Raw genomic sequence first — 24,566 nt, forward strand, 5'->3', positions numbered from 1 at the left:
TATTCGCATCATTTGTACGTTGTGCAAGACTCCGAGTCGTGTCGCTTGTCCTACTCATGCGAATGCTATGCCCTTCATAATCACGATTTAGAATGTCTCTGGTTTTTAGTGCAATAGATAATGTGACATTCTTCTCCTGCAAACCATTTCCTACTGCACCTGGATCTGTTCCACCATGTCCTGGATCTAAATAAATTTTACTCATAATAAATTCCTCCTCTTAATATTTTTGTATTAAAAAAAATGGCTTGCCCGTTTGGACTAGCCACCTATTTAATAAGGCTATTTCGTTGTAATACTTCTTTTTGGCTCTTACCTCGTGCTGTGATGTAATTATTTTTGAACCATGCCCATGTAGCAGCTGCAGCAGTAATAATCATTGCTATTACTTCTCCCCATAGTTGTTCTGTCCCCGGTATAGGGTTTAATCCGAATGTCACTAAGAACTGGTTAGCCAATGCAATAACTAATACTATGGTACGTGTTAGTGTCGCTTTATCCATGCTTCTCACCTCCTTCAAGTCTTAAAATTTAGCAAAAAATAAAGCAATAGCTCCGCTGATAATTCCTGTTATCACTGCGGTAACAATTGCTTTTGTAATCATTCGCCTTATCCACTTTGTATCATCTTGTATAGAAGATAATGTAGATTGTAAATTGACTATTTTTTCGTCCTGTTTTGCATCATTCATCTGTAATGTATAGACATCATTTTTTATATTTTTAATGTCATGTCTAATCTCCATGATGTCCTGTTGTGTTCTATCCACAATGTCCATCTCCTCTTTTTGTGACATTCGTAACCCCCTAACATCCCGACATAAAAACGTACAATATAAATAACCCACCATGTTCCCGACATGATGGGCTAAGGGGAGTAGTGGCTCCCCGGTTTTAGTTATTTGTTTGCAATCATAAATTCATTTACTTTCATTTCGATATCATGAAATTTTAAATATACATCTTCTTTAGACAAAGAGTATTTTCTGCTAGCCATTTTAGCAACTTCATCAAATAGTACTTCATCTTCAAGACCATTTTCAAAATCCCCTTCATCGGTAAGTTCATCTAATCTTTCTTGAATAAATATATACAGTTCTTTATATTCAAATTCATTTATGAACTTTCTAACATCTTCTCTCTGGTGAAAAATCAAAATCTCCCCCCTCTCTACTTCGTATATCGGAAAGAAAAGTGAATTATTTAATCATTAAGCTAATTCAGCGTTTTCTGGTTGTTCCTCTGGTCTTTCATTTAATCGTTCAATGACTTTATCTTTTATCAAGTCAGATATATTCCCTTCAATAGCAGCTTGGAAAAATGCCATTTCATCAACAAACACTCTACCACTAATATTGCAGTAATCAACTTCCGGCTCCGTTCTGTTAGGATCAATACCATTATAATCAATACGTCTTAAACGTTCACCATTCACCTCAACCGTACGTGAACTTGTTTCTTCAAAAGTATATTCATTCATCATCTGTACCCTCTCCTTCGTTAGATTCAAATGCCTCTACAAGTAGATAGTGCATTTCTGCATTCTTTCCAGATAACTCTTTATCAAAGTCATTTACTAACTTCTCTACGGTTTTTAAAGCAGGCTCTAGGTTCTTATCATCAAGGGTAAAATACTCCTCAAATAACTCCTTGTGTTGTTCATTGAAGCCTTTGTAATCATCCATATCAAATCCACCAGCTTCATTCTTAACAAATTCTCCTTGATCGTCTGTCTTGGCATATTCTTTTAAAAGAGTGATTTCTTCCTCGGCCACTTTCTCATATTGGCATAATAAAACCTTCACCACTCTCATGCGGTGAAGGTTCTTTTTGCCTTTTGTTGATATTACATTTTGAAGAAATTCTGCAGCATCTTTAAGATATTTGTTTTGTAATTTTACCATTATGCATTTCCTCCAAGTTTTTTTAGGTAATTAGATACGTTATTTATTGTAAAGTTATAATTTACATTACCTTCCCTAATAGTTTTAGTAACTGTTGTAGTCATAACTACATCCACATCTTTTAAATCATATACGACCACTGTTATTTCCTCACGCTCACTCTGATATACCAAAGACTCTCCAATTAATTCAGCTTCAATTTGTTGAAATTCTGCACCTGTACCGGCATATTGTAAAGGTTGCGGATATCCCCACCCTTCAGGATCAACCCATCTATAACGTCGATTTTCAATATCATCCACAAATTGATGCTCCGTTATGGTTAATGTTTGTCCGTCAATCTCATAATTAAAAATATACTCTACCTCTTTAGTAAAATTCATGCTACCATCTCCTTTAATATTTTTATTTCATTCTCTAAATCTACTACCCTATTTTTTAGAAGAGTATACTCAATTCTTTGCCAATTGATTTCGTCGTCTAATTTTGCTGATAGTTCTTGAACTGATTTAATAGTAGGGAAAAGTAATTGAGATTCTTGAACAGTATACATTCCGTCCTCATCAACCCCAATAATGCTATAATCTTCTATATCAACTTCATACTTCTCAAATGTTGACTTTAACTGTTGCGCTATGATTCCAAATTGAATTTTATTTCGTTTTTCCTCAGAACGTTTCTGTATAAGTCGGTACGTGCGTGTATCAATGTCATTTATAAAATTTAATCCTAATTCATTAAGAGATATATCTTCTTTCAAACGTTCATCAGACGGATAGACTGGCGTGTTTCGTAAATAAATGTTCCTTATTGCATTACTTGAAGAATTACCGCCAATTTGGTAGTTATAATCAGCTCCGTACATTCCCCGGAAAGTAATGTCTGCACCATTACCAGAATAAGTTGTTTCTATAAACCATCCACTACGACTGTTATAATCATTAATAACGTTAAATGCTTGCTTACCTCTAATTTGGTAAAGAGCACCAATAGAATAATCGTTTGACTGCCCACCAATCATGGTAATAGTTGGATTACCATTGAAATCAAATGTTATGCCTTTATCCCAACCTACTGCACGATTACGCATTTGGAATATAAAACCATTTACACTATTGGCTGCATTGTCTGCTCCGGTTGCTGCAGTAGAGTTAGCAATAAAACCACTAAAGTAAGGTGATAGACTATCTAGATTAGATGCTCCTGTAGTACCTAAATAAGCAAACGGATAACGTCCACCAATACGATCTCCAACCCCAACACCAGCGGAACGACTAAATCCGTCACTACTATCATATTTACGATATGTGAGTGTATTTCCTGCATCCTCAAAGTTGATTTGTGCGCCATTAGCAATGGTAAGATTAGCATTTCTTAATGTGATATTACCTGTGTTTAGGTTTGCATCTAAGTTGTTATTACTACTTAACAATCTTCCTGCTCGAACAGTTCCCAAGTTAGCTGAAATAGCAGACAAGCTAGATGCGTTGATTTTATCTGCATTTAAACTAGCAATTTTTGCATCCGTAACAGCTAGGTCCTCTATCTGCGCTTCACCGATGATTGCACGTACTAGCTTGGCTCTTTCAATAGTTCCATTGGCAATATGGGCATTTTGAATAACCCCATCGTTAATTAATGTGGTTCCATCTAGGTGTATTAAGTTACCTTTAATACGTACCCCCTCACGATTAAGGTTTATTTGAGATACAATGCCGTCAACATCAACTTTTAAGTCTATTTCATCTGCAAGTTGCCTAATACGTGATTCTGCTTGGGTCATACGTTGGTCTGTGTCTTCTGGTGCAGGTGTCCAATCGGTTACAACGTTACCTTTTTCGATTTGCTCTCTACCTATAATCACATCAATGTCATCTGATATATCTATTGGTCTAAGTTGAGGTTGGAACCAATCATAGTTAGTTCTTCTTGTTCCACTTAAAGAAAATCGTCCACTTTCACCAGATTCAATAGTTAAAGAAGATTGGGAAGAGTTAATACCTAAGCCGTTAAGAAATAGCCTGATAGGTTTTTCTCCCATGTTTTTAATGTACATTGAATAGGTATAAATTTGATTCATAACCATAGGCTCGGTCAATCTTCCAGAAGTAGTATAGAGTAACCGAATGGTATTAGTTCCCCCTTCGGTTGTCATTCTAACAGCATCTGAAAAACCCCACTCTCCCTTCATATCAAAAGGAGTTTTATTAACTGTTGCCCCGGCATAAGCATCCCACCTATCGTATTTATTACTATTAGGCAATAAATTCCGCCCACCAATCTGTATATTACTTACAGTTGACTCAATACCTTCTGCAAACTGACGAACATCGCTAATAGACTGCCTTAAATAGCCAGTCTCATTTTCAAATATAGTTTGCTCCACACGATTACGTATTTCCCGTTCGTTCTGTTCAATTAAAGAAGTATGATGTTCTAAATTTTCTACAACACCATCCATATCTGTTTGATATTGAGTAACACTTACTGTATTACGAAACATGCCGTCAATATCAGATATGGTGTACACATCACCCTTATTAACTTTATCTACTAACTGACCTTCCACATACTCTAAATTATCGGATAAATCACTTATATCCCCTAAAAGATCATCACGAGTAATTTGTATCTGTTCGTTGGTGTATTGCCTTGCTTGCTGGTCTAGAAGGTTCTTAGCTTCCTGTGATATTTGGTCAAAATCTACACCGCCCTCACCGATAATATCGCTAACGTGGTGCAATTCCCTCATTCGCTCTGCTAAGTCTGGACCCCATAATATATCCTCACTTATAATACGATGAGTTGCAGCAGATATTTGAACTGACCAATCGCTAGGTGTGCCGTGATAATTGACTGCCCTTACTCGGTAATACCATACTTCGTCAGTTCCTACCGCATGAGAAAAGGCACTGACTTGACCTCTCCACAATAAGTGTTGAGTATCTGGAATAAAGTCCTCGGTACGACTTCCGTAAACCTCATAATGCTTGATAAATAATTCATCCGCATATGTCCAGTACAGTTGAATAACTTCCATACCTGCATGGGCTTCAAGATTAATTGGAGTACTTGGTTTTTGATTAGGATAACTGTTTTCATCAATTTGTTGCTTAGGAGGATTCCGTTTAATCCCTTCCACTTCTTTTTCAAGGTCATCTAGACGGTTATCGTTAAAATCCAAGAACTGCCCCATCTCAACAACCATTGTGCCATCCGGGTCCAGTAGGTCATATTCCAAAGCAATAATTCTAGTCTGTATTTCTATCGGTCTAGAAAACTTGCGGTCAATTGCTGTGGCAGTATCACCAAGACTTACCTCATCGTCAAATAGTTCAACAGATAAACGGTAATTAACTTCAACTTGGCTAGCAACCGTCTGTAAATGATGCCAAGTTGCTTTCAATAGTTCTTCTGGGTCTTCGTAGTCTTGATTGCTGTAAGTACCATAACGATGTTTTGTACCATCTTCTAAACCATATTTAGCAAGCGCATCTGGACTACCTACCCACCGTTGTCCTTTTGGTTTATCTACTGGATCGCCGTTTGACACTTTCCATTCCACATCTTCAAAACCGATATAGCGTGTATACCCGCCTGTATGCTCTCCCTCGTCATCTTCATATGGCAATGATGCACCTCGACCATATAAAGCTGTCTTTGGATAAGATAAAACAGTACGACCGATTTCCGTTATGTTGTGGTCAATCTCAAAACGTTGACCATGTTCTTTCCCAAGTCGTTGGATGATTTTAATTTTAAAAGCAGTGATTTCATTTGTTTCTTCATCAAATTCGATAACGTCTTTAAACTCACCACCCCAAGTGGATAAAATATCCCATATAGCATCCACACTGGTTAAATAATAAAAGTTAGTAGTAGCATTACCAAGTTCGACCTCTACACTTCCCTGCCAACGCGTGCCTTCCAGTGCAGCATCTAAAGCTACATTTGCGGTGCGTTCGTTAAATCGTCTATCCACAACAATATGATCATTTAACTCAGCTAGAAAAGCAGGCTCACATGTGGCGGTTGTTATTGGGCCTTCGATAGTATCTGAATCATCCAACTCACGAATAACCATCATGCGCCAGTCGCCTTCTCGGTCTTTGAAGACAACTTTATTTTCATCTTTAACATGCTTCGCTAATGCATGATCAGATTCAATGGTAAAAGAAAAAGGCGTTGTCGGTACGCTGTTTTTCTCCTCTCGGAATTGTGTACTAACAAGCCCTGTATCTTCGGACAATATGGTTAATGGTTGTTCGTATTGACTAAAAATATATAACTCTGACATTGATCTCCTCCTTACTGTTAAGTATCACTTTGCAGTTGGTGCCTATATTGGATTGTATTGACCGTATTTAACAGTTCGAATCTATTTTCAAATGTATCTTTCTTTAAATCAATGGGTTCCCGTGCTAGACAAATCATCTGTGAATTCATTGAAATTGTACTGTCGTATCTAATATTAAACTTCTCCGCCAAATCTTGTTGTCTTTCAAGAGCTAATTTAACGTAGCTTATTTGATACCGGGGGTTTACTTCCTGTAATATACTTTGTATATAATAAAACATTTCTTTAATATACTCTTTTGTTTCTGAATATGTTGGGATATATCCTTTGTGTATTACTTTATTCCTAAATGCAACACAGTTTTGTTTCATTATAGTGGGAGCCTTTTTGAATTCATTTAAATACATCACATGAAATGCTCCCAACTGTCGTTCAGATGAATTCTTTAATTGTTTCCACGCTGTTTCTACTTCCGAAGAATCAGTACCATTATGTTCTAAAAATACTTTAATGCAAAACTCATGAAAACGTTCAACACTAGCAGCAATACTGGCAACTGCTTGAATAGTGTAACCATTTAATAGAGCAAGGCTACCAATATCAAACAAGACTTCAAACTTCTCATCTTGAATTATGATTGTCGATTGATGATTCCTGCTACATATTAACTTATACACACCCTCGTCATTAAAATCAGTACTAATAAATTCAAAGTTTTTAAATCTTGCTTCTCTCATACAAACATTACAAAAAGTGGTCATTTTCATATAAGTTCTCCTTTCTTCTACATTAATATTAACAGAAAAAGAAGAATACTTTATTTTAAATAGAAATACATTGATAAGATATTAATAGTATCGCTCATCATAAATTAACTCACATTCGTGACTTGCACTAACTTCAATACTTCCTAGACTCAACATCTCGTAATTACTTTTCATTCGTACCGCATGTCGTAAATCTTCACCATTAAGCCATACCTCACGATTTTCATATTTGATCGTTAGCCTATCACCTTCGATAAAGTTATATCCTAATAACAGATACAACCCTTTATTTGTCTGTAATTCAAATTTATCCGTAGCACCAGTAAACACTACTTCTACAGTCCAAGGTGTTTCGTCTTGTCCAGTAATTGTGTGACTTGTTGGTGTGGCGGTTACTGGGATTGTTTTTTGTTCGCCTGTAGTATAAAAACATAAAAATTGTATTGTGCCTTGTCTTGTATAAGCAAAGCGACTCAAATCATCAATGCTATTTTGTACCACACACCAATAGGTGCGTCTTGGTTCATCATCAAGTTGTAATGGTGCAATTTCTTTTGTTACTAGCCATTCAGCTAGTTCATCTTTTATTTTTAGAGCATCGACATCATCTTTAACAAGGTATCCTATAGGCTGACTTATATAAAGTAATTCTTTTTTAGAATCTTTTAATCTATGCCCTTTTGGAGTAGATACTATATTTCGAGATATTGGATGGAATGGAGCTTTTGTACGACCTTCTAATAATATAAAATTAGGATTACGTTTATTGTTAAATGTCATAGCTTTCATTATGAAGGTCGCCTCCTTGCTCTGTTTGTATCTCTTCTTTGTATATCAGTAACTACTCTTGCAACACCTTGTCCAACTGCTTTACTATCCATTTCACTTGTTACATGGACTTCAATAACTACAGGTTGACTTGACGATGGATTGTTTACTTCATCAATAATTCGGTTTGCTTCTCCTGGTGGTCTTGCACCAGTAGCATAACCAGGTATTTGAGTGTTATTTAAAGCATTTAATATTTTCTTAGACTCATCATGTGGAAATACTTGATACCCTTGCGGACGATCATAGAGTCCAAAGTTTAACATTTCCCATTGATTACCTTTACGTCCTAGTTCCCAACCTTCTTCACCTGCAATAAATGCACCACCGGGGTGGTTATTTGTTCCGGTTGCATAACCTCTAAGTGCAGCACCTGTTAAACCGCCCGTTGTTGCTACTTGGGCGTTTAAATTAATTCTCTTGCTAATTGGTTGTGACCAATCACGATTGAAAGCAGATAAACTAGGATTAGCATTAACATTCACTTCTTTGTCATAAATTGTTTCTCCGGCAAGAGTGTTTATATCTTCCAGTTGCCCTTTGGCATCCAACAATCGTTCTTTTTGATCTGATAACTTTCTGTTTTGCTTTTCATATTCTTCTGTCGTGATTTCACCAGATTTATGTTTTCTATCTAGTTCACTTTTAGCATCTTTAATTTTTTCTATTTCTTCATAAACTTTTTGAAGGCCTTTTCCTTTTTCTGCTGTAATATCAGCTTGGGCAAGAATCAATTGTTCATAATCACCTTGAAGTTTATCTATTTCTTTAAGTTCTTCTTCTGTAACAGCTAAATCTTCTCTTTTCTTACTCAATTTCTCTGTTAACTTATCATAAATTTTGCCCTGTTCACGCTTCTCATGTTCTAGTGACTCAACAATAGTATCTTGTTCTATTTTTTCTAATTCTAAGATAGCTAATTTTGATTCTGCATTATGAAGCGCGTCACCATCCAATCCTTCCATTTCAGCTTTTAAATCTTTTATTTGTTGATTTATTTCGTTTTGTTTTATTTCTTCTTCAGCAATTTGATTAGATAATTCGAATCTAGCTTGATACGCATCGTTTCTATCTTGCTCCATTTCGTTTATTTCAGTTTGTAAATCTTTTTGTTCTATAATCAATGCCGTTTCGTTTTCTAAAGCTTTTTCAAGTTCACGGTTAGCGTTCATTATGAGTTCTTTGCGTTTTTCAACATTCAGCTCTTTTAATGCTTCTAAATTATCAACATAAGCATTTCCTTGGTCGGATATAGCTGTAGTTACACTAGGTGATTTTTCTACAACTTCATCATTTAATTGCAGAAAGGTATCCATCTCTTTGTTTGTCAAGCCAGATTTTTCTAGTAATTCAGCCTGTTCATCTTTTAATTTCGCAATAGCTTCTTCGCTCTTAGCGTTAGCTATTTCATCCATGATGTCCATATAACGTAACATTTCATCTGTCGTTAATTTATTTTTGTCGTGTAATCCGCTAAATTGAGATTCTAAATCGTTTAAAGCCTCTATTTCAGCATCTACACTTTCTATAAGATCATAATTAACATCATGTAATTTTTGCCCGCTATCTCTGGTCGCCAAGAAAACAGCTCCTAATGCTGCTACCCCTGCTATGGCTAACCCAGTAGGTCCTCCAAGTCCTAGTAATCCAATTCGCCCAGCCATCCCAGCACCCTTAGCAGTACCTATCATCTTGGATAAACTTCCACCAACTCGCAACAATCCTCCAACAGCAGTAGTTAAGTTACCTAAGACAATTGCAGCTGGACCAACAGCCGCTGCTAATCCTGCCATAGTTACAATGTTCTTTTTGGTATCATCCTCTAATTCACTGAACCATTCAACTAGATCTTGTGCCTTTTCAACACCAGCAGTAAACATAGGGAGTAAATGCTCTGCAAATTGAATAGACAGTTCTTCAAAGGCTGATTTAAGACGAGTTACATTACCCTGTGCGTTATCCTGCATGGTAGTTGCCATATCGTTTAATGCGCCATCTGCATCAGATACACTACCTTTTAATTCTCCGTATTCTTCATCCAAACCAGCAAGCATTCCTTGAAATGATTTAAGATGCTCTTTGCCAGCTAACATGGAAATATACTGTGCTTTTTGTTCTTCCGTCATATCCTTTGTACGATCTTTTACTAATCTTAGAGTATCTTCTAAACCAATGAAATTCCCATCGGAATCGAATGCGCTAATCCCTAGTTCTTCCATAGCTGCGCCTGCTTGACCTGCACCGGATGTAAGGTTTACCATTACTGCGTTAAGCGCTCGACCTGCTTCACTACCTTTTAAACCACGATTGGCAAGTAACCCTAGTATTGCTGTAGATTCTTCAAGAGGTACATTAAACGCTGCTAAGTTACCACCTGCAACCACATACGCCTCCATTAATGCATCAATGTTGGTATTAGATCGTCTAGATGCTTCTGCAACATTATCAAGATATGCGGGTAAGTCCTTTACTTCAATCTGCATCGCTGACATGGAATCTGTTACTAAATCAGATGCACGACCTAAATCCATTGCCCCTGCTTCGGATAAACGAAGAATAGGTTCTAATCCGCCTAGCATTTCCTCAGTTTCCCAACCAGCTAATGCCATGTAATACAATCCATCCGCTGCTTCACTAGCTGATTTACTTGTCTGTGAACCCATTTCTCTTGCTGCACCTTCAAGTTTTGCTAAATCATCTCCTGTAGCACCAGAAACAGCTTGTACATTAGACATAGATTGTTCGAAGTCCATACCTGTTTTAAGCATTAATGCTCCAGCACCCACAATAGGGGCAGTTACTTTCATAGTCCAGTTCTTACCAAAGTCACTCATCCCTCGACCGAAATCTTGCATTTTTTGACCGGTGTTATCCATTTGTTCAGATAAACGATTCCAAGGATTTTCTTGACGTTCAATTTCTGCATTAAGATTTTTTAACTGTTCTTCAGTACGATTCATTTCAGCTACAGCCTTGTTATAGGCTTCAGTTGCTTTTTGAGTTTCTTTTGAATTTTCGCCTGTAGCTCTTTTGCTTTCCTCATATCTACGTTGCAACTCTTGGACTTTGCCTCTTTGTAAATCTAATGTACGAGTCAAAACGTCAGACTTATCTCGCATTTCAGTTAATCCACGTGCAAATCCTGTTCCAGAAGAGGTAACGGCTTTTTGTTCTTGTTTCAATGATTTTAACTGACGGTTAACTCCGGCCATACCCTGTTGAAACTGTGCAGAGTCTAAGCTAATCGTTGTACGTAATGATCCTACATTTACCATTCGTTACCTCCTCCTAGACCAGATTAAGTTCATCAATGTACACCTGTTCTTCTTTTTCGCTGAACAAACTAAAATAAAAATGGATGTCCATCTCATCTATTTCATTGAGAGTCCACCCATTCTTAAATAGCTTTTTATATAGTTGTTTCATAGATTTTAAATCTTCTTTAGCCTTTTTCTTTCGGGAAGCCTTTAACTCTTTTATCTGTTCTGGAGTTAAGACTTCCCCTCCTCGTTTCCCTCTTCTTTTACTTCTTTCGGGTCCTTACCTGTACGAACGTAAAAGAATACGTCTCCGATAACACTTACCAGTTCATGTGAAGGAACACCATCATAGAATTCATCTATTGTAAATTGGTTACCAAATACATCACAAACAAACCCTACTAGTTCGTCTGTGTCCTCTAAAGTCATTTCGGTATAGTCTATGGTTTGTTCGTATTCTAGTAATTTACGGTGATGTCTAGCAGAAACAAAAGGAATTTTATAAATTGATTCTTTTCTTTTATTTTCTCCATCCACTTTTTGTGGTTTATACAGTGTAATTTTCATAGCTACCTCCTACACTTCTGGAACTGTTTCTTCATAAACAGATTCAAACCAGTTGTCAATTATTTCTGTGCTTACGCCTTCTCCATCTTCATCCACTTGCGCTCCAATCTTATCGTCAGATGCACGACGTAAAAAGCGACCATTAATTGTAGGTGTTTGGAAAGCAGGCGTTTCTTCTTTTGTAGCATAGTTGTTTTCTGGTGGTGTAAATTTGCCTTTGTACAATACTGTATAGCGATAGGCCCCGTTTGCTTTTTCTGCACGGAACATTATAGCGAGATATGGAGGTCGGTCGTTTTCGCTATCGATTAAAACCCCGTCATCATTCACTGTTTTTCCTAAGACGTCTGCTTGTACAGAGGGTTGCAAGTCATCAGTATTAACTACAACCGTTGTCACCCCTCTGGATTCAGCAGTTTCAGCCACCCCATCATCCGCTCGTAATTCCGCGCTGTTGTAAGCAGGCTGCACATTAGCAGTGATAGCGCGTCCCATACGTTTAGGTGTTTCGTAAACCGTTCCTTGTTCGTCGTCGCTTGTTACTTTTGCATAATAAATATCTCTTAATCCTACAGTTGCCATTTAATCTTCCTCCTTTATAATGTAAAACCGTAATACGTAATGAAATAAATTTGTATCCTCTTCAAATAATTCATGTTCGAAATTCTTTTTAAATCCTGCTTGTTTCATACGTTGTTTTATTTGTTTCGCATTACTGTTAGGGTCCCATGGTGTAAATAAATCAACTTGTACATAAACTGTGCTGTAAATTTCTTCATCGTCGCTTTGAAAATCCACTTGTGGCAAATAAAAAAAGCGAATATATTCTTTTTCGCTTCCTGTGTAATTTTGATATTCAACTGGTATTCCTATTGGTCCTAATGTGTCCATTATTAATTGGTTCATAGGAATGACCTCAATGAATCTCTTATACTATTTGCCATAGCTTGTTCGATTCTAATTCGATTCTGGTTAAATGCAGGCCCCATAAAAGGTTGTGCAGACATTTTCGAAGTACCAACCTCTAACATATAACCGTAATAAGCCTTACCTTGGTTATCTACATAAACTTCTATCTGATCATTCTCCACATCTGATAATTCAATATGCCCTTTCAAATTACCAGTACGGACACGAACGATATCTTTAGCAGACTTTTGCATTACCTTTCCGCCTGCTTCAAGTGCATCTTTTTTAGATTTTTCGGTGTCTCTTTCCATACCATCCAGTTCACGCATGAGTTCGTCTAATCCTTGAAATTGCATATCCATTTAAGACACCGCCTTTAATACAACAAGCATTTCCTTCTTCAATCCGTCCACATCTTCAATAGACTCAATGGAGTGTTTCTTTCCTCTCCACAGTACAGACAATTCTTCCGGTCTTTCGTCGTCGGTGAGTTTAGATTGATAACGGATAGTAAACTCTCTATTATGCTCCATTTGCACTTGTGCAGCTGCATATCTTGTAGAACCTTTTAATAATCGCAATGATGCCCATGCTTTGGTATACGTATCGTGACCAGGTACAGGATATCCACCCTCTTTAGGTTTTGGAGTTATGAAGGTTAAACGTTGTTTTAAATCTCCTGGATTCATTCTGCATCAACCCCCACATAGCAATATCTTAGTTGTTGAATAATCGCTTCGAACGAATGCGGAATACTATAGGAATTGTTACCGATTCTTGATAACTCTCTATTGTCATACCAGTGACCAACTAAAACAGTGATTGCCATTTTAAAAAGTTCGTTGTCATCGTCCAACTTTCCAACACCATTTCGGATATACATTTTCGCACGAACAACCAACATTTCTAAATAAGAGTCGTCCTCATCATGTTCTATACGCAAGTATTCTTTAATTTCTTTCACTTGCATAACATCACCTCAAAATAAAAAGAGAACGCATTTAAGCGTCCTCTTTCTTTGTGGTTTTCTTAGTAGATTGCTTTTTAGGCTTTTCAACATATCCTTTATCAGAAATCTCTTTAATTCTTTCTTCAGTACCTTCATAAACAGAGTTATCTTTACCTTTTGGATCAAAAACTTTTTTCGTTTCTTTATCTCTAAATTTCTTTAGCACTTTTACTTTCATTGAGATTACCTCCTATTATTTTAAATTTTTAAACTTCTGGAGTTTCTTCTACTGGTTGGGCAGTGATGTCAATTTGACCATATACAACTGCTTCTTCATCCCATTTAGTAACATCTTCACGCTCAATAACCCGGAATTCAGTTGTATTACTTCTCCAAGCGTTTCCGCCTTCTTTGGTCATATCTAAAAGCATTTGCTGACGATTCCAGTACACGATTGCCTCTTTTAAATCTCCAATTATAAACGGCGCCATACCTGCTTGGGTGGCAATTGTTTTATTAGATAGTTTAACGATTGGATGCGTTCCGAATAATAATTTACGTGTTGCTTGAGTTGGATCTGGCTGCAACAATGGACGGCCATTTTTATCTTCTAATTGATCTAGATAGTTAAATCCGTCTTGGTTTGTAATTATTAATGCGCCCTCAGCAAACGCAGGATCGAGTGTAACGTTAAGAGTAGTTTTAATTCCTCGGTAATCTTTCAAGTCAACTTTTTCAAGTGTATTTAGTTGCTCTAGAATTAGATGGTTTCCCGTTGCTCTTGATTTTTTTGCAATCCATTTGGCTAGATAAGCTTTAAGTGCTTGATCCGTGTCGGCAAGAACAGTATTTGCCACAGGTAAGAATCCCGCATAATCGTCGATTACATAAGATAATCGGTCAAATTTTGGAGAAGCAATTTCCTGCATAGCATTTGGATCACCGTATTCGGACAATGGCGCTAACGGTGTATGATCTGCACGTCTTTCAAGAGTACGAGAGCCTTTGTTTGTTGTGACCGGCTCAACAGTCACATATTGACGAAGGTCATCGGTAGTCTGTGCCAGCTCATTAATTTGAGTGGAAATGTCTTCTGGAATAATGTATCCACCATCTTCGCCACTTTCTTTAGACAGACGTGCATAATATCCTTCCATCACCTCTGCTTCTTCATCAGTTAGTTTTTGACCTTTTAACGCTTTAAAGAAGAGCGCTTTATATTCTGGTTTTTCCTCGTTTTTTGGCTGAGGTATAATAGACCCTGCAGCTGCCTGTGGCTCTGGAATGCTAAATCCATCAAAATCATTTTTTAACGCTAAGAAGTTATCAAGCTTTTCCTTTGCTGCCTTCGCTTCCTTTAGTTTATCTTTTGCTTCATCTTGCTTGCCTTCATCCATAAGAGCTTTTGCTTCATCTTTTAAATCAGATGCATTTTGACGTAAATCCTGTTCGTGCTTGGTCATTCCATTCATTTGAACAGAAAGTACCTTAGAGTTAGTCATTAATCGGTTTAGTGCGTTTTCGAAAATTGTTTTCAATTGTTTTTCCTCCTTGTTTTTTAAACATAAAAAATAGACCTTACAATGCTAGTAGGTCCAGTTCGTTTTGAAATTGAATTAATTCTACATCATAAGTCGATTGCGTGTCTTTATTAGGTTCATTAACTTTTGCAACTAATTTCTGTGGTGTCTTTTCATATTTAGCTAACAAATCTCCATCAACCGCTGCAATGTTTTTTGAGTCTACTACTTCCACATTAAAATATTGTGCTGCTTCTTCTCCAGTAAGCCATGTTTCCTTTTCCATCAAATCTTTAATGGTGTCAATATCCACTCCATCAATTAAATTTTCTTCATAAATGTTTACTAATCCAGATTCAATAACATCTAAGTCGTCTGCCATCTTTCTGAAATCAGAAGCATTACCTATAGCAATTGTTAATGGTTTATGAATCATTAGGTAAGCATTAGAAGGAATATAAAGATTATTCGCCACCATTGCGATAATAGATGCCATCGATGCTGCAACACCATCAATATAAACGTTTTTCTTCGCCTTGTTACGTTTAAGCATGTTGTAAATAGCTTGTCCAGCAAATACTGATCCACCAGGACTGTTAATATAAATATTAACCTCATCCAAGCCATCTATAGTGTTTAATGCTTCTAGTACATCATCTGGCATAACATCTGATTCATCCCACTTCCAATCCGTGTTATCTACAATTTCACCGTAGATATAAAGATCGGCAGATTTAGAGGTGAGGTTCTTCACCGTCATCAATTGCTTATTCTTAGTTTGAATTGGTGTGGCACTCATTAATACTGGCGCTTGTATGCTATTCTTCTTGATTTTCCCCACCCCCTTTCGAGCCGGATTTTGCAAGTTGATATTCGTCTGCGATATCAATTGAAATGTGGTTTAAATCTACCCGGTGTTTGTCTCCGCCTTCTATACCATCTCTGTCTTCTAATTCACGAACTTCATTAATACTATATCCGCCGATTTCAGTCATGATTTTATAGAATTCAGCTTGTGTTTTCTTATCAGCCCTTAATAAAGCTTCTAAGTTAAACTTAATATAATATTTTTGGGCTTCTCTTTCAGAGAACAGTCCATAAGTGAATTCCTCTTGATATTGCGTATAAATAGGACTAAGTGTGTTTCGAATAAAATCAATTGCTTGCTGTTCAATATTAGAATGGGTTGATCTATCTAATTCATTAACCATATGCATTGGAATATTATAGAAAGTCGCAATTTCGGTCTTATCATATTTCATACTTTCTATAAACTGTGCGTCTTTCAACGGCATCTGAATACTTTGATAATCCAAACCTGCATCTAAGATGGCGATACGCTGTGCATTGTTTATTCCAGTGTTCGCTTCTTCCCATTGTTCCCTTACAACTTGTTTTGCTTCTGGATTTAACATGCCTTCTACTTTTAACACGCCAGTTGTTGCTGCCCCGTTACGATAAAAACTACCTTTAAACTTTTGAGCAGCTTGTGCGCTTCCGATAGATTCACGTATAAGTTGGATTGGGGACTTTCCCTTCACTCCGTCAGTAGATAATGAGGTAAGGTGTATTATATCTCCGTGCCATATCTTTACGTTTTTTCCATCGGGTAATACGGTATGAAACCACAACTCATTCGTGGCTATATCAACAACTGGTTCTGTGTTAGATGGATTTAATAACCATAATCCTTTCGGCCGGCCATCCGCTCCCCATTCTATATTGATATAAGCATTCCCCCACAAGTTACGATGGGTTTCAATTAAGTGTTTAAATTTAAAAGGACCTTGGTATTGGTTAGGTCTAGTTTCTAATAGCTTAGATACAATGTGTTTCTTTTCTCGTTCCCTGCCCGTTTTAGTGCGTTTGAATGTTTGCATAGGTAAAGTCGCTATACCATTAGCAAGGATGTTCACACACGCATAAACTGCAGGAACACCAAGAGCAGAGTTGACCGTTACTTTCTCCCCACTTTGAGTAGAGTGTCCAAACGCTCGTAAAAACCATGGTTCTGGGTTTTTGAGATCAGATGTTTCTGTTTGAGCTTTGGGGGCTAAAGCTTGTTTAAATATCAATGTTTACCACCTCCTTTACCTCCTCGCTAGCACAATGCCGATAATAAATAAAAAGGCTGCAAGCACATAATTACCAGCCAATATATTTGGACTAATAACAGTAATTAAATATGTGTTTACAACCACAATTACTAAAGCAGATAATATTAAAAAATCCTCCAACCATTTGGTAAAGAAGGAAATAAAAAATGCTGTTATGAAATTTTTAATTGCTTTTGCCATCAATGTTCACTCCTGAAGGTAGTAATAATTCTAGGGCTTCCTTTTCTGTAAAAGGTTCAACTAAAGAATCGATTCTTTTTGCCAGCTTTTTCTTTATGCGCTTGTTTTTTGTTCTTTTAAAGATTTTGTATAATCTTTTATAATCTTCATCATCCATTCTAATAAAATAGGATGGTATTTTATCGTCTGCTAAATATCCCATGTTTACATCCTCCAATTATTTAAGAAATGCGCACTTAAATCTTGAGTTTGTTCGCCTGCCATTGCACGACTAAAGGCGTTTATAACAGCAGCAGCAGGGTCAATCCTTTCAGTTGATTTCTCTTTATCCAACATAATATTTTCCTGTGCATCTTGTTTCGTAACAGCATTACTTAAAGCCCAATGCAATAAAGGATCATCAAAATGATTAACCTCTTTTCGATATGCACCACTTCGCAATTCCTTTGTAGCAGAAGACAAATGCCTTAAAAATTGTGGTATCTCAACCATCGTAAAACCGTGATTCTCTAAAATTTGCACTAAGTGAGTAGCATTCCATTTATCGTAATCAATTTCAATTATGTTGTAACCTTGATCTCTCATATCTAAAATGTGTTGTTCGACATAACTATAATCGACTACGCTACCAGGTGTTGTTGTTATATATCCTTGGGCTTTCCACAAGTCAAAGCGTACATTATCGGTTTTCATTCGCTCATTCAACTTATCTTCAGGCATAAACGAATGTTGTTGAATAATAAATTTTCTTTCAGGTAGCTGAAAAACCTTTCCTATACTTGTTATGTCTGTTGTACTGGATAAATCTAACCCAAGAAAAACAGGATAAGGCAACACATCTTTTGGTTTTATAATTGCAGTTTTCCACTTGGACATCTTCATGTATCCGTTAGGCCTTGAATCAATCCATACATTCATATTTTTAGTTAGGAAGTTCCTCATTTTTTCTGGTTGATCTAGAGCAACTTTTAACTCTGACCTTATAGCAGTTAACCCTTCATCGTAAGTCGCTACAATAGGATTAGCTTTTATCCAATTAGATTCATCTTTAATATCATCAAGAAGGTTCCCTTCCTCATCCTTATCAAGTTCGCAAATGATAGCAAAATATTCATCATTTTCCTGTGGCTGATCGGGATCTAGTATTTTACTAACATATTCGTATTCTTTAAAACAAGGTTTGTTTAAATCGAATCCTGCTGTTGTTATTATAAACATTAAAGGTTCACGTCTTGCGACCATCCCAGATGCTAACACGTCATATATTTCACTAGTCTCGTGTGCGTGGTATTCATCAACTATACCAACAGAAGGGTTTTTCCCATCTCCAGTTTTTCGAGCTTCTTTAGACAACGGTATGATAACGGAACTATTTTTAAATATCGTAATTTTCCCATATGCTTGATTCCATTTTTCTTCTAGTAGCTCACTAGAACGAATACCTGTTAAAACTGCATCATAGACTTCTGATGATTGGTCACGAGTCCAACCAGCAATAAAAGCACGATGTTTTTCATCACCAAAGAAAGTTACATATGCTGACACAATCGCTAAGAATTGTGACTTTGCATTTTTTCTACCAATTTGAATGTATACTTTTCTAATCTTTCTAGCGCCATTGCTTTTCTTTTTAAAACAGAAAATATTAGCTGCAAGGAATAACTGAAAATCAACCAATTCAATAGGTTCCCCTGCTAGTACACCCTCAACGTGCTTGAATTCTCTTGCAAACCAATAAAAGTCTTCCAATTCATTTTCATCAAAGTAAAAGAAACATGATTCTTCTTGAGCTGAATTGAAATCTTCAATGAATCGTTTAACTGCCCACTTATGTTTTTGTCCAGCTTTGATCTCACCACTTATAATTTGTTCACAATAATTAAAAACTCTTTCTAATAAGCTCATAGTCTCCCACTAAAGCGCTTTTCCGCTTCTGTCATCGGTTTATCATCTTCCGCTTTAGGTATAACCAATTTCAAACGAGATGTAATCGTAAGGCCAAGATCACTTGCAGCAGTTCTGCATTCGTTAAAGAGTTTATTTTTAGATCTCATTAAAACGGGATAGTCTTCATTTGCAATTACTTTTGACTTACCGTTCATTGTGACTGTTTCAGTCGGTTTAATCTTTTTCATTGCTTTAATCAAATCTAGATACTGTGTTTTTGAGTCAATGTATCGTGCTAAATTATCAACATCTAGATTACTAAAAATACCTAACCGAATTAGCTCATGAGAAAGATGTTCAAATTCTTCTTTCTGCTTTTTGGTTAGGTATGACGGAACTTCGATATTATCTGTGAAGCCTTTAATCTGCTTTTCTTGATCTTGTCTTTTTTTGATTTCATCTTTTGTTAAATGGTTTGACCTCCCCTTACCCTGGATAACAGATAAAGGTTGTTTGTTTCTTCCAGCCATAAATTACACCTCCTTGAAAAAATTTTAAAAACGGATATTTCTGTGCGTTTGAGGGCTGCACGCTCTGGACGAGACGCGCTTTTAAATTATTTACCCCGGGGGATACTTTTGTGTTCGGCATTGTGACAAGCATGACACAGTGACTCAAGGTTATCGAGTACATAACGTAAGCTCCAATCAGTCTTAACTTCAATGATATGGTGAACTACTTGTGCTTGCCGTACTCTACCCTGCTTCATGCATCGTTGGCACAGTCCTTTGTCTCTGGCTAATGCTACAGCTCTTACCTTCTGCCATTTGGTAGATTTGTAAAAGGAATTAATCTTTGGATCTCTTTTGTATGTGTTATATTCTCTTGTAGTTTTCTGTACGTTTTTCTCATGCGTTTTACAGTAGGAATTTCTGGTGAGATTATTACAGCCTATTTCTCCACAAGGTCTTAATGATTTATGGGCCATTGTTATTCACCGTTTTCTACCTGTGCTTTTAATGTGTTATGCATTAGCAATATCTTCTTACGTAATCTTACTAACTTATTCTTCTGCTTTACTTTTCCTGGGTATATTTTCTGGAGCCGTTTTATTTCAGCCTGTACTTTCTTCAGTTCATCATCTAGATAGTGAGTTGTGTATTGTGCTTTACAGTTAGGGCATTCAATATAATATCGTTCAATGTTGTTAGGTAATTGTTCTTTAAGGTTTGTATTTAAATGAGTTAGTTCGTATTCATGACGGCATTCATCACAGGTTATTTTGTTCATTGTTTGCCTCCCTCTTAATGTATCCACACACATGACACATATAAGATTTATGCGCCGGCATTCCGTCTGCATGACATTCTGTTACTTCGCATAACTCCCCACATTCTGGGCAAGTATCTGCATCTATACGATCTAACTCATCAGCTAATGCAGCAGTATGTTTAGATATAGCTTTTAATTTAGTAGATGCATTTTTATCTAATACTATATCCATAGATAACTTAGACATATAAGCACTCCTTATATTTTAGTTAGACCAGCACCACGCTGCTCTATTGATTAACCCCTTACCCTTCGACATACAAATGCCAATGGTTGCTCCCTAAATGTTAATCATCCCTTTGAATATAAAAAAGACACCTCTTATTGAGATGTCTTAACTACTTATTTAACATTTTCTATTTGTTGGGTTAATTTATTTACTCTTTCATCCATAACTTTTATATAATCCTCAAACATTTCTTCAATATAGTTCAATCCCTTTACAGCTGACTGGAAGTATTTATTTTTAACTATGAAGTTCACCGTTGATGCTTTGGGTTCTTCATCACTATCAATTGGCACAAATAAAATATCTTCTTTAGTAACATCATATACAATCATTGCATCTAAGTAATCAAATTCAATATGCCCTAACACTGGCCCGTCTTTATAATAAAAATTATCATAATCCGGATGTTTAAATGGGTAGGCTTTCTTCTGCGAAACAATCCACTTGTAAACATCTTTATTTCTTTCTATAATTCTGTACAAAGTTAATTCTTGTTCATTTAATAATTCTTCGTACTCTTCTCTTTTCTCCTGATGAATTTCAATCATCTTACTTAATTTATCAATTACTTCTGCGCTCTCATTCATGAAACCCCTCCTCTTTTATATACAATTAATTCGACATAAAAGGAGGAAATTCCTGCATAATTTTACCTATATTTAAATTCATTACGTAGCCCCCACCAACAAACGTTATCCCTATCCACCCAACAAAAAAGCACCTACTGAGGTGCTTTTGCAAAATTACTTATCCCATTCATCTAATTCAAAGGTTTTACACTCTACAGGAGATCGTTCGCTGTCAAATTTCTCTATTAAATCATTAAACTGACTATTAGCTTTAAAATATGTTAATGCCTTGATTATTTGGCCTCTACTCAATCCTGCTCTTTCAAAATCATCTTCTAGATTATAATATCCTTGGACTTCTTCCATTTTGTTAGGGTCTTTCCAATAATCATCCAATACATAAGCAACTTTTCCTAGTTCTTCATTAGATAAAAATCCACTGGATTCAATTTCCTTATCTATAGCTGATTCAATACCGTTTAATAATCCGTAAATTCTTCCTTCTGAAACTGGACAATACCCATTTCTGTTCTGTATTCGGTAAATTTCCCCTAGTAATTTCCCAAAAATTATTTTTTGTTCCATATATCTTCCTCCCTATAATATGAGTCCCTTCTTTATTCGACAAAAAAGGTAAATATTCCTCTTTATTTAGCAGGAATTTTAAATTATAGGTCGAATAACCCATAAAAGGGGGTGATAAAATGAAGGAAGATCAAGCTAACGAAATCATTGCATTGTTAAAATTAATTTATCAGGAATTAGAAACCATAAGCAGCAATACTTCTGGTACTGAACACAACGTATCTATGTTAGATCATAAGTTTGATGAGTTAAAAGATGCGATTCAATCCAACGATTAATTATTCAAATGTATTAAAAAGGCATTCACATTTTAGATGAATGCCTTTTAAACTTAGATATAATTTTTGCACACTATCATTGTACCACGGATTATAGCCCTAAAAAGGGACATCTTTTGGACATTTCTTTTATTCACTTAAATTTTACCGCATCCACGCCAAACATCAGGACGGACAAGGCTTCTACTGCTTTATCTCTATCGCGCTTTATCGTCTTTTCGGATAAAAAAAGGACATTTGCAACTTCTCTAATGCTCTTTTTAGGCTCGGTGATGTAAAGCTCTCTCAACACTTTAAACCTTCTTATGGCTTCAGGTCCTTCTTCTTCACAGGTAGTTTCATAAACTCTTATCATTTTTTGGGTAAATCTTACGATGGACAAAGTTCGGAGTTTACTTCTTTTAATTGCTTCTATCGCAAATTCTTCAGAATCAAGTAAGGTAACTTCAAGTTCTGTGTCCAAATCTTGAATTTCTTCTATGATGTCATCACAGTGTTTTACAAAAGACCGATAATTTTTAAGAAGTAATTTTATATTTCTTAATCTCCTATCCTTTTTCTCTTGTTGTTGCTGCTCTGTATAATCTCTGTAAGCTTTAATCGCATTCTGTGAAGCTACATCCGTAATTAGTTTCAATTGCTTTTCTGTTAAATGCATTATTAAGCCCCCTCTTCTTTTACTTTTTCGATTCGTGCTTTCAATGCAGATAATAAACTTTCTTGCTTAGCTGCTTTACCAATCAAAGCTTCTTCTACGTTTTGGTCCATTCCTCCCATGACAGTAAGACGATGAATAAATACTTTTTCCTTTTGTCCTTGTCTTGCTAGTCTCGCATTCGCTTGTTGGTAGAGTTCTAGATTCCAATTAAGACCAAACCAGATAATATGATTTCCGCCTTGTTGTAAGTTTAATCCGTAACCTGCTGAAGCAGGATGTGCAAGTAATACATCAATCTCCTTGTTGTTCCAGTCAAGTTCATCTTCTGCAGTTTTTAATTCTCGAACTCTTAACTTTTGCTTTTTCAATGCCTCAATGATCCTAGCTTTATCATGCTGGAAATTATAAAAGACTAAAGCTGGTGATCCATTTAATGCTTCGATTAATTCCAAGAAGGATTCCATTTTATTGTTATGGATATCGATGATGTTTCGGCTTTCGTCATAAACAGCTCCATTACACAGCTGGAGAAGTTTATTTCCGAGTACTGCTGCAGATGTAGCCGTAATTTCTGCCTCATCAACTTCTAGAAGCATTTCCTTCTCCAATTTCTCGTATGCTTTTTTCGCTTTATCATCCAAGATGACAGGAACTGAGTTATACGTTACCGCAGGTAATTCGATATAGTCTGATGCTTTCATACTGACAACAAGGTCCCCTATCAAACTATGAATTTTATTATCCGCTCCATCTTTTGGTGCATAAGAGAAAATTCTATCTCGGTTACGTTGATCCGGTTCAAAATATCTTTCTCGGAAACCGCCAATCGTTTTCCCTAATCGTTGGCCCCCGTCTAACAGATATATCTGTGACCAAATGTCAATCAGTCCATTAGGAGAAGGTGTACCGGTTAATTGCACTTGGCGTTTTATATGTGGTCGGATCCCTTTTAAAGCTTTAAATCGTTTAGACTGGTGGTTTTTAAAACTTGATGACTCATCAATAACCACCATGTCAAACGGCCAACTGTTACGGTAATAATCAACTAACCAAACAACATTATCTCGATTGATGATGTATACATCTGCAGGTGTGTTTAAAGCTCTAATTCGTTTTGCTTGAGATCCTAAAACAACTGAAAAACGTAATAGATTTAAGTGATCCCATTTCTTGGCTTCGTTGGTCCATGTTCCTTGTGCTACCTTTTTCGGGGCAATGATTAAAACTTTATTCACTGCAAACCGGTTATACTTTAAATCGTTTATCGCTGTTAATGTGATTACTGTTTTTCCTAGTCCCATATCCAACCAAAGTGCGATAAAAGGGTCTGATAGAACACGATTGATATTATAAAGCTGATAATTATGGGGTTTAAATTTCATGATCCTTCACCAACTCTATAAAATTATTAACTTTTTCTTTGGTATCAATGACACTTGTTTTGCAACCCAAGTTATCCAAATCTCTTAATTGTTTAACTTGTAGAGGTCTTGGTTTTTTACCTGGTGCTTTTAATTCGATAAAGAAAATACGGTTATTTGGAAATATCACTATTCTATCTGGCACTCCATCGTTTCCAGGTGATTCAAATTTATACGCTTTACCTCCTTCTTTTTTAACTTCTTTACGAAGATACTCTTCAATGTCTTTTTCTCTCATCTTCGAACCTCCAAAACAAAACTGTCTACTTTCTTTCTCATATACGCGTATGATTTATAATTAGGCTATTT

34 protein-coding genes are annotated in these 24,566 nt (G+C 36.3%); 1 reads left to right on the top strand and 33 read right to left on the bottom strand.

Features of this window, described 5'->3' with window-relative positions:
- From AQ616_RS18395 to AQ616_RS18540, 30 genes are all read right to left on the bottom strand, one after another.
- On the bottom strand, positions 1–205 hold a 205-nt coding region (locus tag AQ616_RS18395; protein WP_139136391.1), incomplete at its 3' end, for an N-acetylmuramoyl-L-alanine amidase family protein.
- A gap of 64 nt (positions 206–269) precedes the next feature.
- The gene (locus tag AQ616_RS18400) at positions 270–503 is read right to left on the bottom strand and encodes a phage holin (RefSeq protein ID WP_069686528.1); all 234 of its coding nucleotides are present in this window, start codon (positions 501–503) and stop codon (positions 270–272) included.
- A gap of 21 nt (positions 504–524) precedes the next feature.
- The gene (locus tag AQ616_RS18405) at positions 525–797 is read right to left on the bottom strand and encodes a hemolysin XhlA family protein (protein ID WP_069686529.1); all 273 of its coding nucleotides are present in this window, start codon (positions 795–797) and stop codon (positions 525–527) included.
- A 101-nt stretch (positions 798–898) separates the two neighbouring features.
- Positions 899–1,156: a hypothetical protein gene (locus AQ616_RS18410; protein ID WP_069686530.1), complete on the bottom strand. Its 258-nt coding sequence runs from the start codon at positions 1,154–1,156 to the stop codon at positions 899–901.
- Positions 1,157–1,210: 54 nt separating this feature from the next.
- Positions 1,211–1,483, bottom strand: a complete 273-nt coding sequence (locus AQ616_RS18415; protein WP_069686531.1) for a hypothetical protein — start codon at positions 1,481–1,483, stop codon at positions 1,211–1,213.
- Complete coding sequence (locus AQ616_RS18420) at positions 1,473–1,904, bottom strand: hypothetical protein (protein WP_069686532.1); 432 nt, start codon at positions 1,902–1,904, stop codon at positions 1,473–1,475. Before AQ616_RS18420 ends, AQ616_RS18415 begins: the two co-directional genes overlap by 11 nt.
- Complete coding sequence (locus AQ616_RS18425) at positions 1,904–2,287, bottom strand: hypothetical protein (protein ID WP_069686533.1); 384 nt, start codon at positions 2,285–2,287, stop codon at positions 1,904–1,906. The genes AQ616_RS18420 and AQ616_RS18425 overlap by 1 nt, the downstream gene beginning before the upstream one ends.
- On the bottom strand, positions 2,284–6,201 hold the full coding sequence (locus tag AQ616_RS18430) for a phage tail spike protein (RefSeq protein WP_069686534.1): 3,918 nt from the start codon (positions 6,199–6,201) through the stop codon (positions 2,284–2,286). The genes AQ616_RS18425 and AQ616_RS18430 overlap by 4 nt, the downstream gene beginning before the upstream one ends.
- 17 nt (positions 6,202–6,218) lie before the next feature.
- A complete protein-coding gene (locus tag AQ616_RS18435) occupies positions 6,219–6,968 on the bottom strand; it encodes a hypothetical protein (protein WP_069686535.1) in 750 nt (249 codons plus the stop codon).
- 81 nt (positions 6,969–7,049) lie between these two features.
- Entirely contained in the window at positions 7,050–7,757 is a 708-nt protein-coding gene (locus AQ616_RS18440) for a distal tail protein Dit (RefSeq protein WP_069686536.1), read from the bottom strand.
- A complete protein-coding gene (locus tag AQ616_RS18445) occupies positions 7,757–11,071 on the bottom strand; it encodes a phage tail tape measure protein (RefSeq protein ID WP_069686537.1) in 3,315 nt (1,104 codons plus the stop codon). Before AQ616_RS18445 ends, AQ616_RS18440 begins: the two co-directional genes overlap by 1 nt.
- Positions 11,072–11,287: 216 nt before the next feature.
- Positions 11,288–11,623: a phage tail assembly chaperone G gene (gene gpG / locus AQ616_RS18450; RefSeq protein WP_084822511.1), complete on the bottom strand. Its 336-nt coding sequence runs from the start codon at positions 11,621–11,623 to the stop codon at positions 11,288–11,290.
- Between the two features lie 9 nt (positions 11,624–11,632).
- Positions 11,633–12,205: a major tail protein gene (locus tag AQ616_RS18455; RefSeq protein ID WP_069686538.1), complete on the bottom strand. Its 573-nt coding sequence runs from the start codon at positions 12,203–12,205 to the stop codon at positions 11,633–11,635.
- Complete coding sequence (locus AQ616_RS18460; RefSeq protein ID WP_069686539.1) at positions 12,206–12,529, bottom strand: hypothetical protein; 324 nt, start codon at positions 12,527–12,529, stop codon at positions 12,206–12,208. It lies immediately after the preceding gene.
- Complete coding sequence (locus AQ616_RS18465; protein WP_017797568.1) at positions 12,526–12,894, bottom strand: HK97-gp10 family putative phage morphogenesis protein; 369 nt, start codon at positions 12,892–12,894, stop codon at positions 12,526–12,528. Before AQ616_RS18465 ends, AQ616_RS18460 begins: the two co-directional genes overlap by 4 nt.
- Positions 12,895–13,221, bottom strand: coding sequence for a phage head closure protein (locus AQ616_RS18470; protein ID WP_069686540.1), 327 nt, complete (start codon positions 13,219–13,221; stop codon positions 12,895–12,897).
- A complete protein-coding gene (locus AQ616_RS18475) occupies positions 13,218–13,502 on the bottom strand; it encodes a head-tail connector protein (protein ID WP_069686541.1) in 285 nt (94 codons plus the stop codon). The genes AQ616_RS18470 and AQ616_RS18475 overlap by 4 nt, the downstream gene beginning before the upstream one ends.
- A gap of 31 nt (positions 13,503–13,533) precedes the next feature.
- Positions 13,534–13,719 carry a hypothetical protein gene (locus tag AQ616_RS18480; protein ID WP_069686542.1) on the bottom strand — a complete coding sequence of 62 codons (186 nt, stop codon included), beginning with the start codon at positions 13,717–13,719 and terminating at the stop codon, positions 13,534–13,536.
- A gap of 28 nt (positions 13,720–13,747) precedes the next feature.
- The gene (locus AQ616_RS18485; protein ID WP_069686594.1) at positions 13,748–14,944 is read right to left on the bottom strand and encodes a phage major capsid protein; all 1,197 of its coding nucleotides are present in this window, start codon (positions 14,942–14,944) and stop codon (positions 13,748–13,750) included.
- Between the two features lie 115 nt (positions 14,945–15,059).
- Complete coding sequence (locus AQ616_RS18490) at positions 15,060–15,842, bottom strand: head maturation protease, ClpP-related (protein WP_346421891.1); 783 nt, start codon at positions 15,840–15,842, stop codon at positions 15,060–15,062.
- Positions 15,820–17,076: a phage portal protein gene (locus AQ616_RS18495; protein WP_240490533.1), complete on the bottom strand. Its 1,257-nt coding sequence runs from the start codon at positions 17,074–17,076 to the stop codon at positions 15,820–15,822. Before AQ616_RS18495 ends, AQ616_RS18490 begins: the two co-directional genes overlap by 23 nt.
- Before the next feature lie 15 nt (positions 17,077–17,091).
- Complete coding sequence (locus AQ616_RS18500; protein WP_069686543.1) at positions 17,092–17,298, bottom strand: hypothetical protein; 207 nt, start codon at positions 17,296–17,298, stop codon at positions 17,092–17,094.
- Complete coding sequence (locus AQ616_RS18505) at positions 17,282–17,500, bottom strand: hypothetical protein (protein ID WP_069686544.1); 219 nt, start codon at positions 17,498–17,500, stop codon at positions 17,282–17,284. The genes AQ616_RS18500 and AQ616_RS18505 overlap by 17 nt, the downstream gene beginning before the upstream one ends.
- Positions 17,501–17,502: 2 nt before the next feature.
- Entirely contained in the window at positions 17,503–19,203 is a 1,701-nt protein-coding gene (locus AQ616_RS18510) for a terminase large subunit (RefSeq protein WP_069686545.1), read from the bottom strand.
- On the bottom strand, positions 19,200–19,715 hold the full coding sequence (locus tag AQ616_RS18515) for a phage terminase small subunit P27 family (RefSeq protein ID WP_069686546.1): 516 nt from the start codon (positions 19,713–19,715) through the stop codon (positions 19,200–19,202). The genes AQ616_RS18510 and AQ616_RS18515 overlap by 4 nt, the downstream gene beginning before the upstream one ends.
- 86 nt (positions 19,716–19,801) lie before the next feature.
- Positions 19,802–20,173, bottom strand: a complete 372-nt coding sequence (locus AQ616_RS18520) for an HNH endonuclease (RefSeq protein WP_069686547.1) — start codon at positions 20,171–20,173, stop codon at positions 19,802–19,804.
- Between the two features lie 2 nt (positions 20,174–20,175).
- On the bottom strand, positions 20,176–20,475 hold the full coding sequence (locus tag AQ616_RS18525; protein WP_069686548.1) for a hypothetical protein: 300 nt from the start codon (positions 20,473–20,475) through the stop codon (positions 20,176–20,178).
- Positions 20,456–20,704 (bottom strand): hypothetical protein, encoded by a 249-nt coding sequence (locus AQ616_RS18530; RefSeq protein ID WP_069686549.1) that lies wholly within the window; start codon positions 20,702–20,704, stop codon positions 20,456–20,458. Before AQ616_RS18530 ends, AQ616_RS18525 begins: the two co-directional genes overlap by 20 nt.
- Positions 20,705–20,859: 155 nt before the next feature.
- On the bottom strand, positions 20,860–21,333 hold the full coding sequence (locus tag AQ616_RS18535; protein WP_069686550.1) for a hypothetical protein: 474 nt from the start codon (positions 21,331–21,333) through the stop codon (positions 20,860–20,862).
- Between the two features lie 156 nt (positions 21,334–21,489).
- Positions 21,490–21,900 (bottom strand): hypothetical protein, encoded by a 411-nt coding sequence (locus AQ616_RS18540; protein WP_069686551.1) that lies wholly within the window; start codon positions 21,898–21,900, stop codon positions 21,490–21,492.
- Positions 21,901–22,019: 119 nt separating this feature from the next.
- Between AQ616_RS18540 and AQ616_RS19730 the strand changes: the two genes are divergently transcribed.
- The gene (locus AQ616_RS19730; RefSeq protein ID WP_168156668.1) at positions 22,020–22,178 is read left to right on the top strand and encodes a hypothetical protein; all 159 of its coding nucleotides are present in this window, start codon (positions 22,020–22,022) and stop codon (positions 22,176–22,178) included.
- A gap of 133 nt (positions 22,179–22,311) precedes the next feature.
- On the opposite strand, the gene AQ616_RS18545 is transcribed toward AQ616_RS19730, so the two are convergent.
- Genes AQ616_RS18545 through AQ616_RS18555 form a run of 3 tightly spaced genes read right to left on the bottom strand, consistent with a single transcriptional unit; the run spans position 22,312 to position 24,495 of the window.
- Complete coding sequence (locus AQ616_RS18545; protein ID WP_069686552.1) at positions 22,312–22,836, bottom strand: hypothetical protein; 525 nt, start codon at positions 22,834–22,836, stop codon at positions 22,312–22,314.
- 2 nt (positions 22,837–22,838) lie between these two features.
- On the bottom strand, positions 22,839–24,218 hold the full coding sequence (locus tag AQ616_RS18550) for a DEAD/DEAH box helicase (RefSeq protein ID WP_069686553.1): 1,380 nt from the start codon (positions 24,216–24,218) through the stop codon (positions 22,839–22,841).
- On the bottom strand, positions 24,208–24,495 hold the full coding sequence (locus AQ616_RS18555) for a VRR-NUC domain-containing protein (RefSeq protein WP_069686554.1): 288 nt from the start codon (positions 24,493–24,495) through the stop codon (positions 24,208–24,210). The genes AQ616_RS18550 and AQ616_RS18555 overlap by 11 nt, the downstream gene beginning before the upstream one ends.
- Between the last annotated feature and the right edge of the window lie 71 nt (positions 24,496–24,566).

It is taken from the genome of Oceanobacillus sp. E9, from assembly GCF_001741975.1.
GTDB classification, from domain to species: domain Bacteria; phylum Bacillota; class Bacilli; order Bacillales; family Amphibacillaceae; genus Oceanobacillus; species Oceanobacillus kimchii.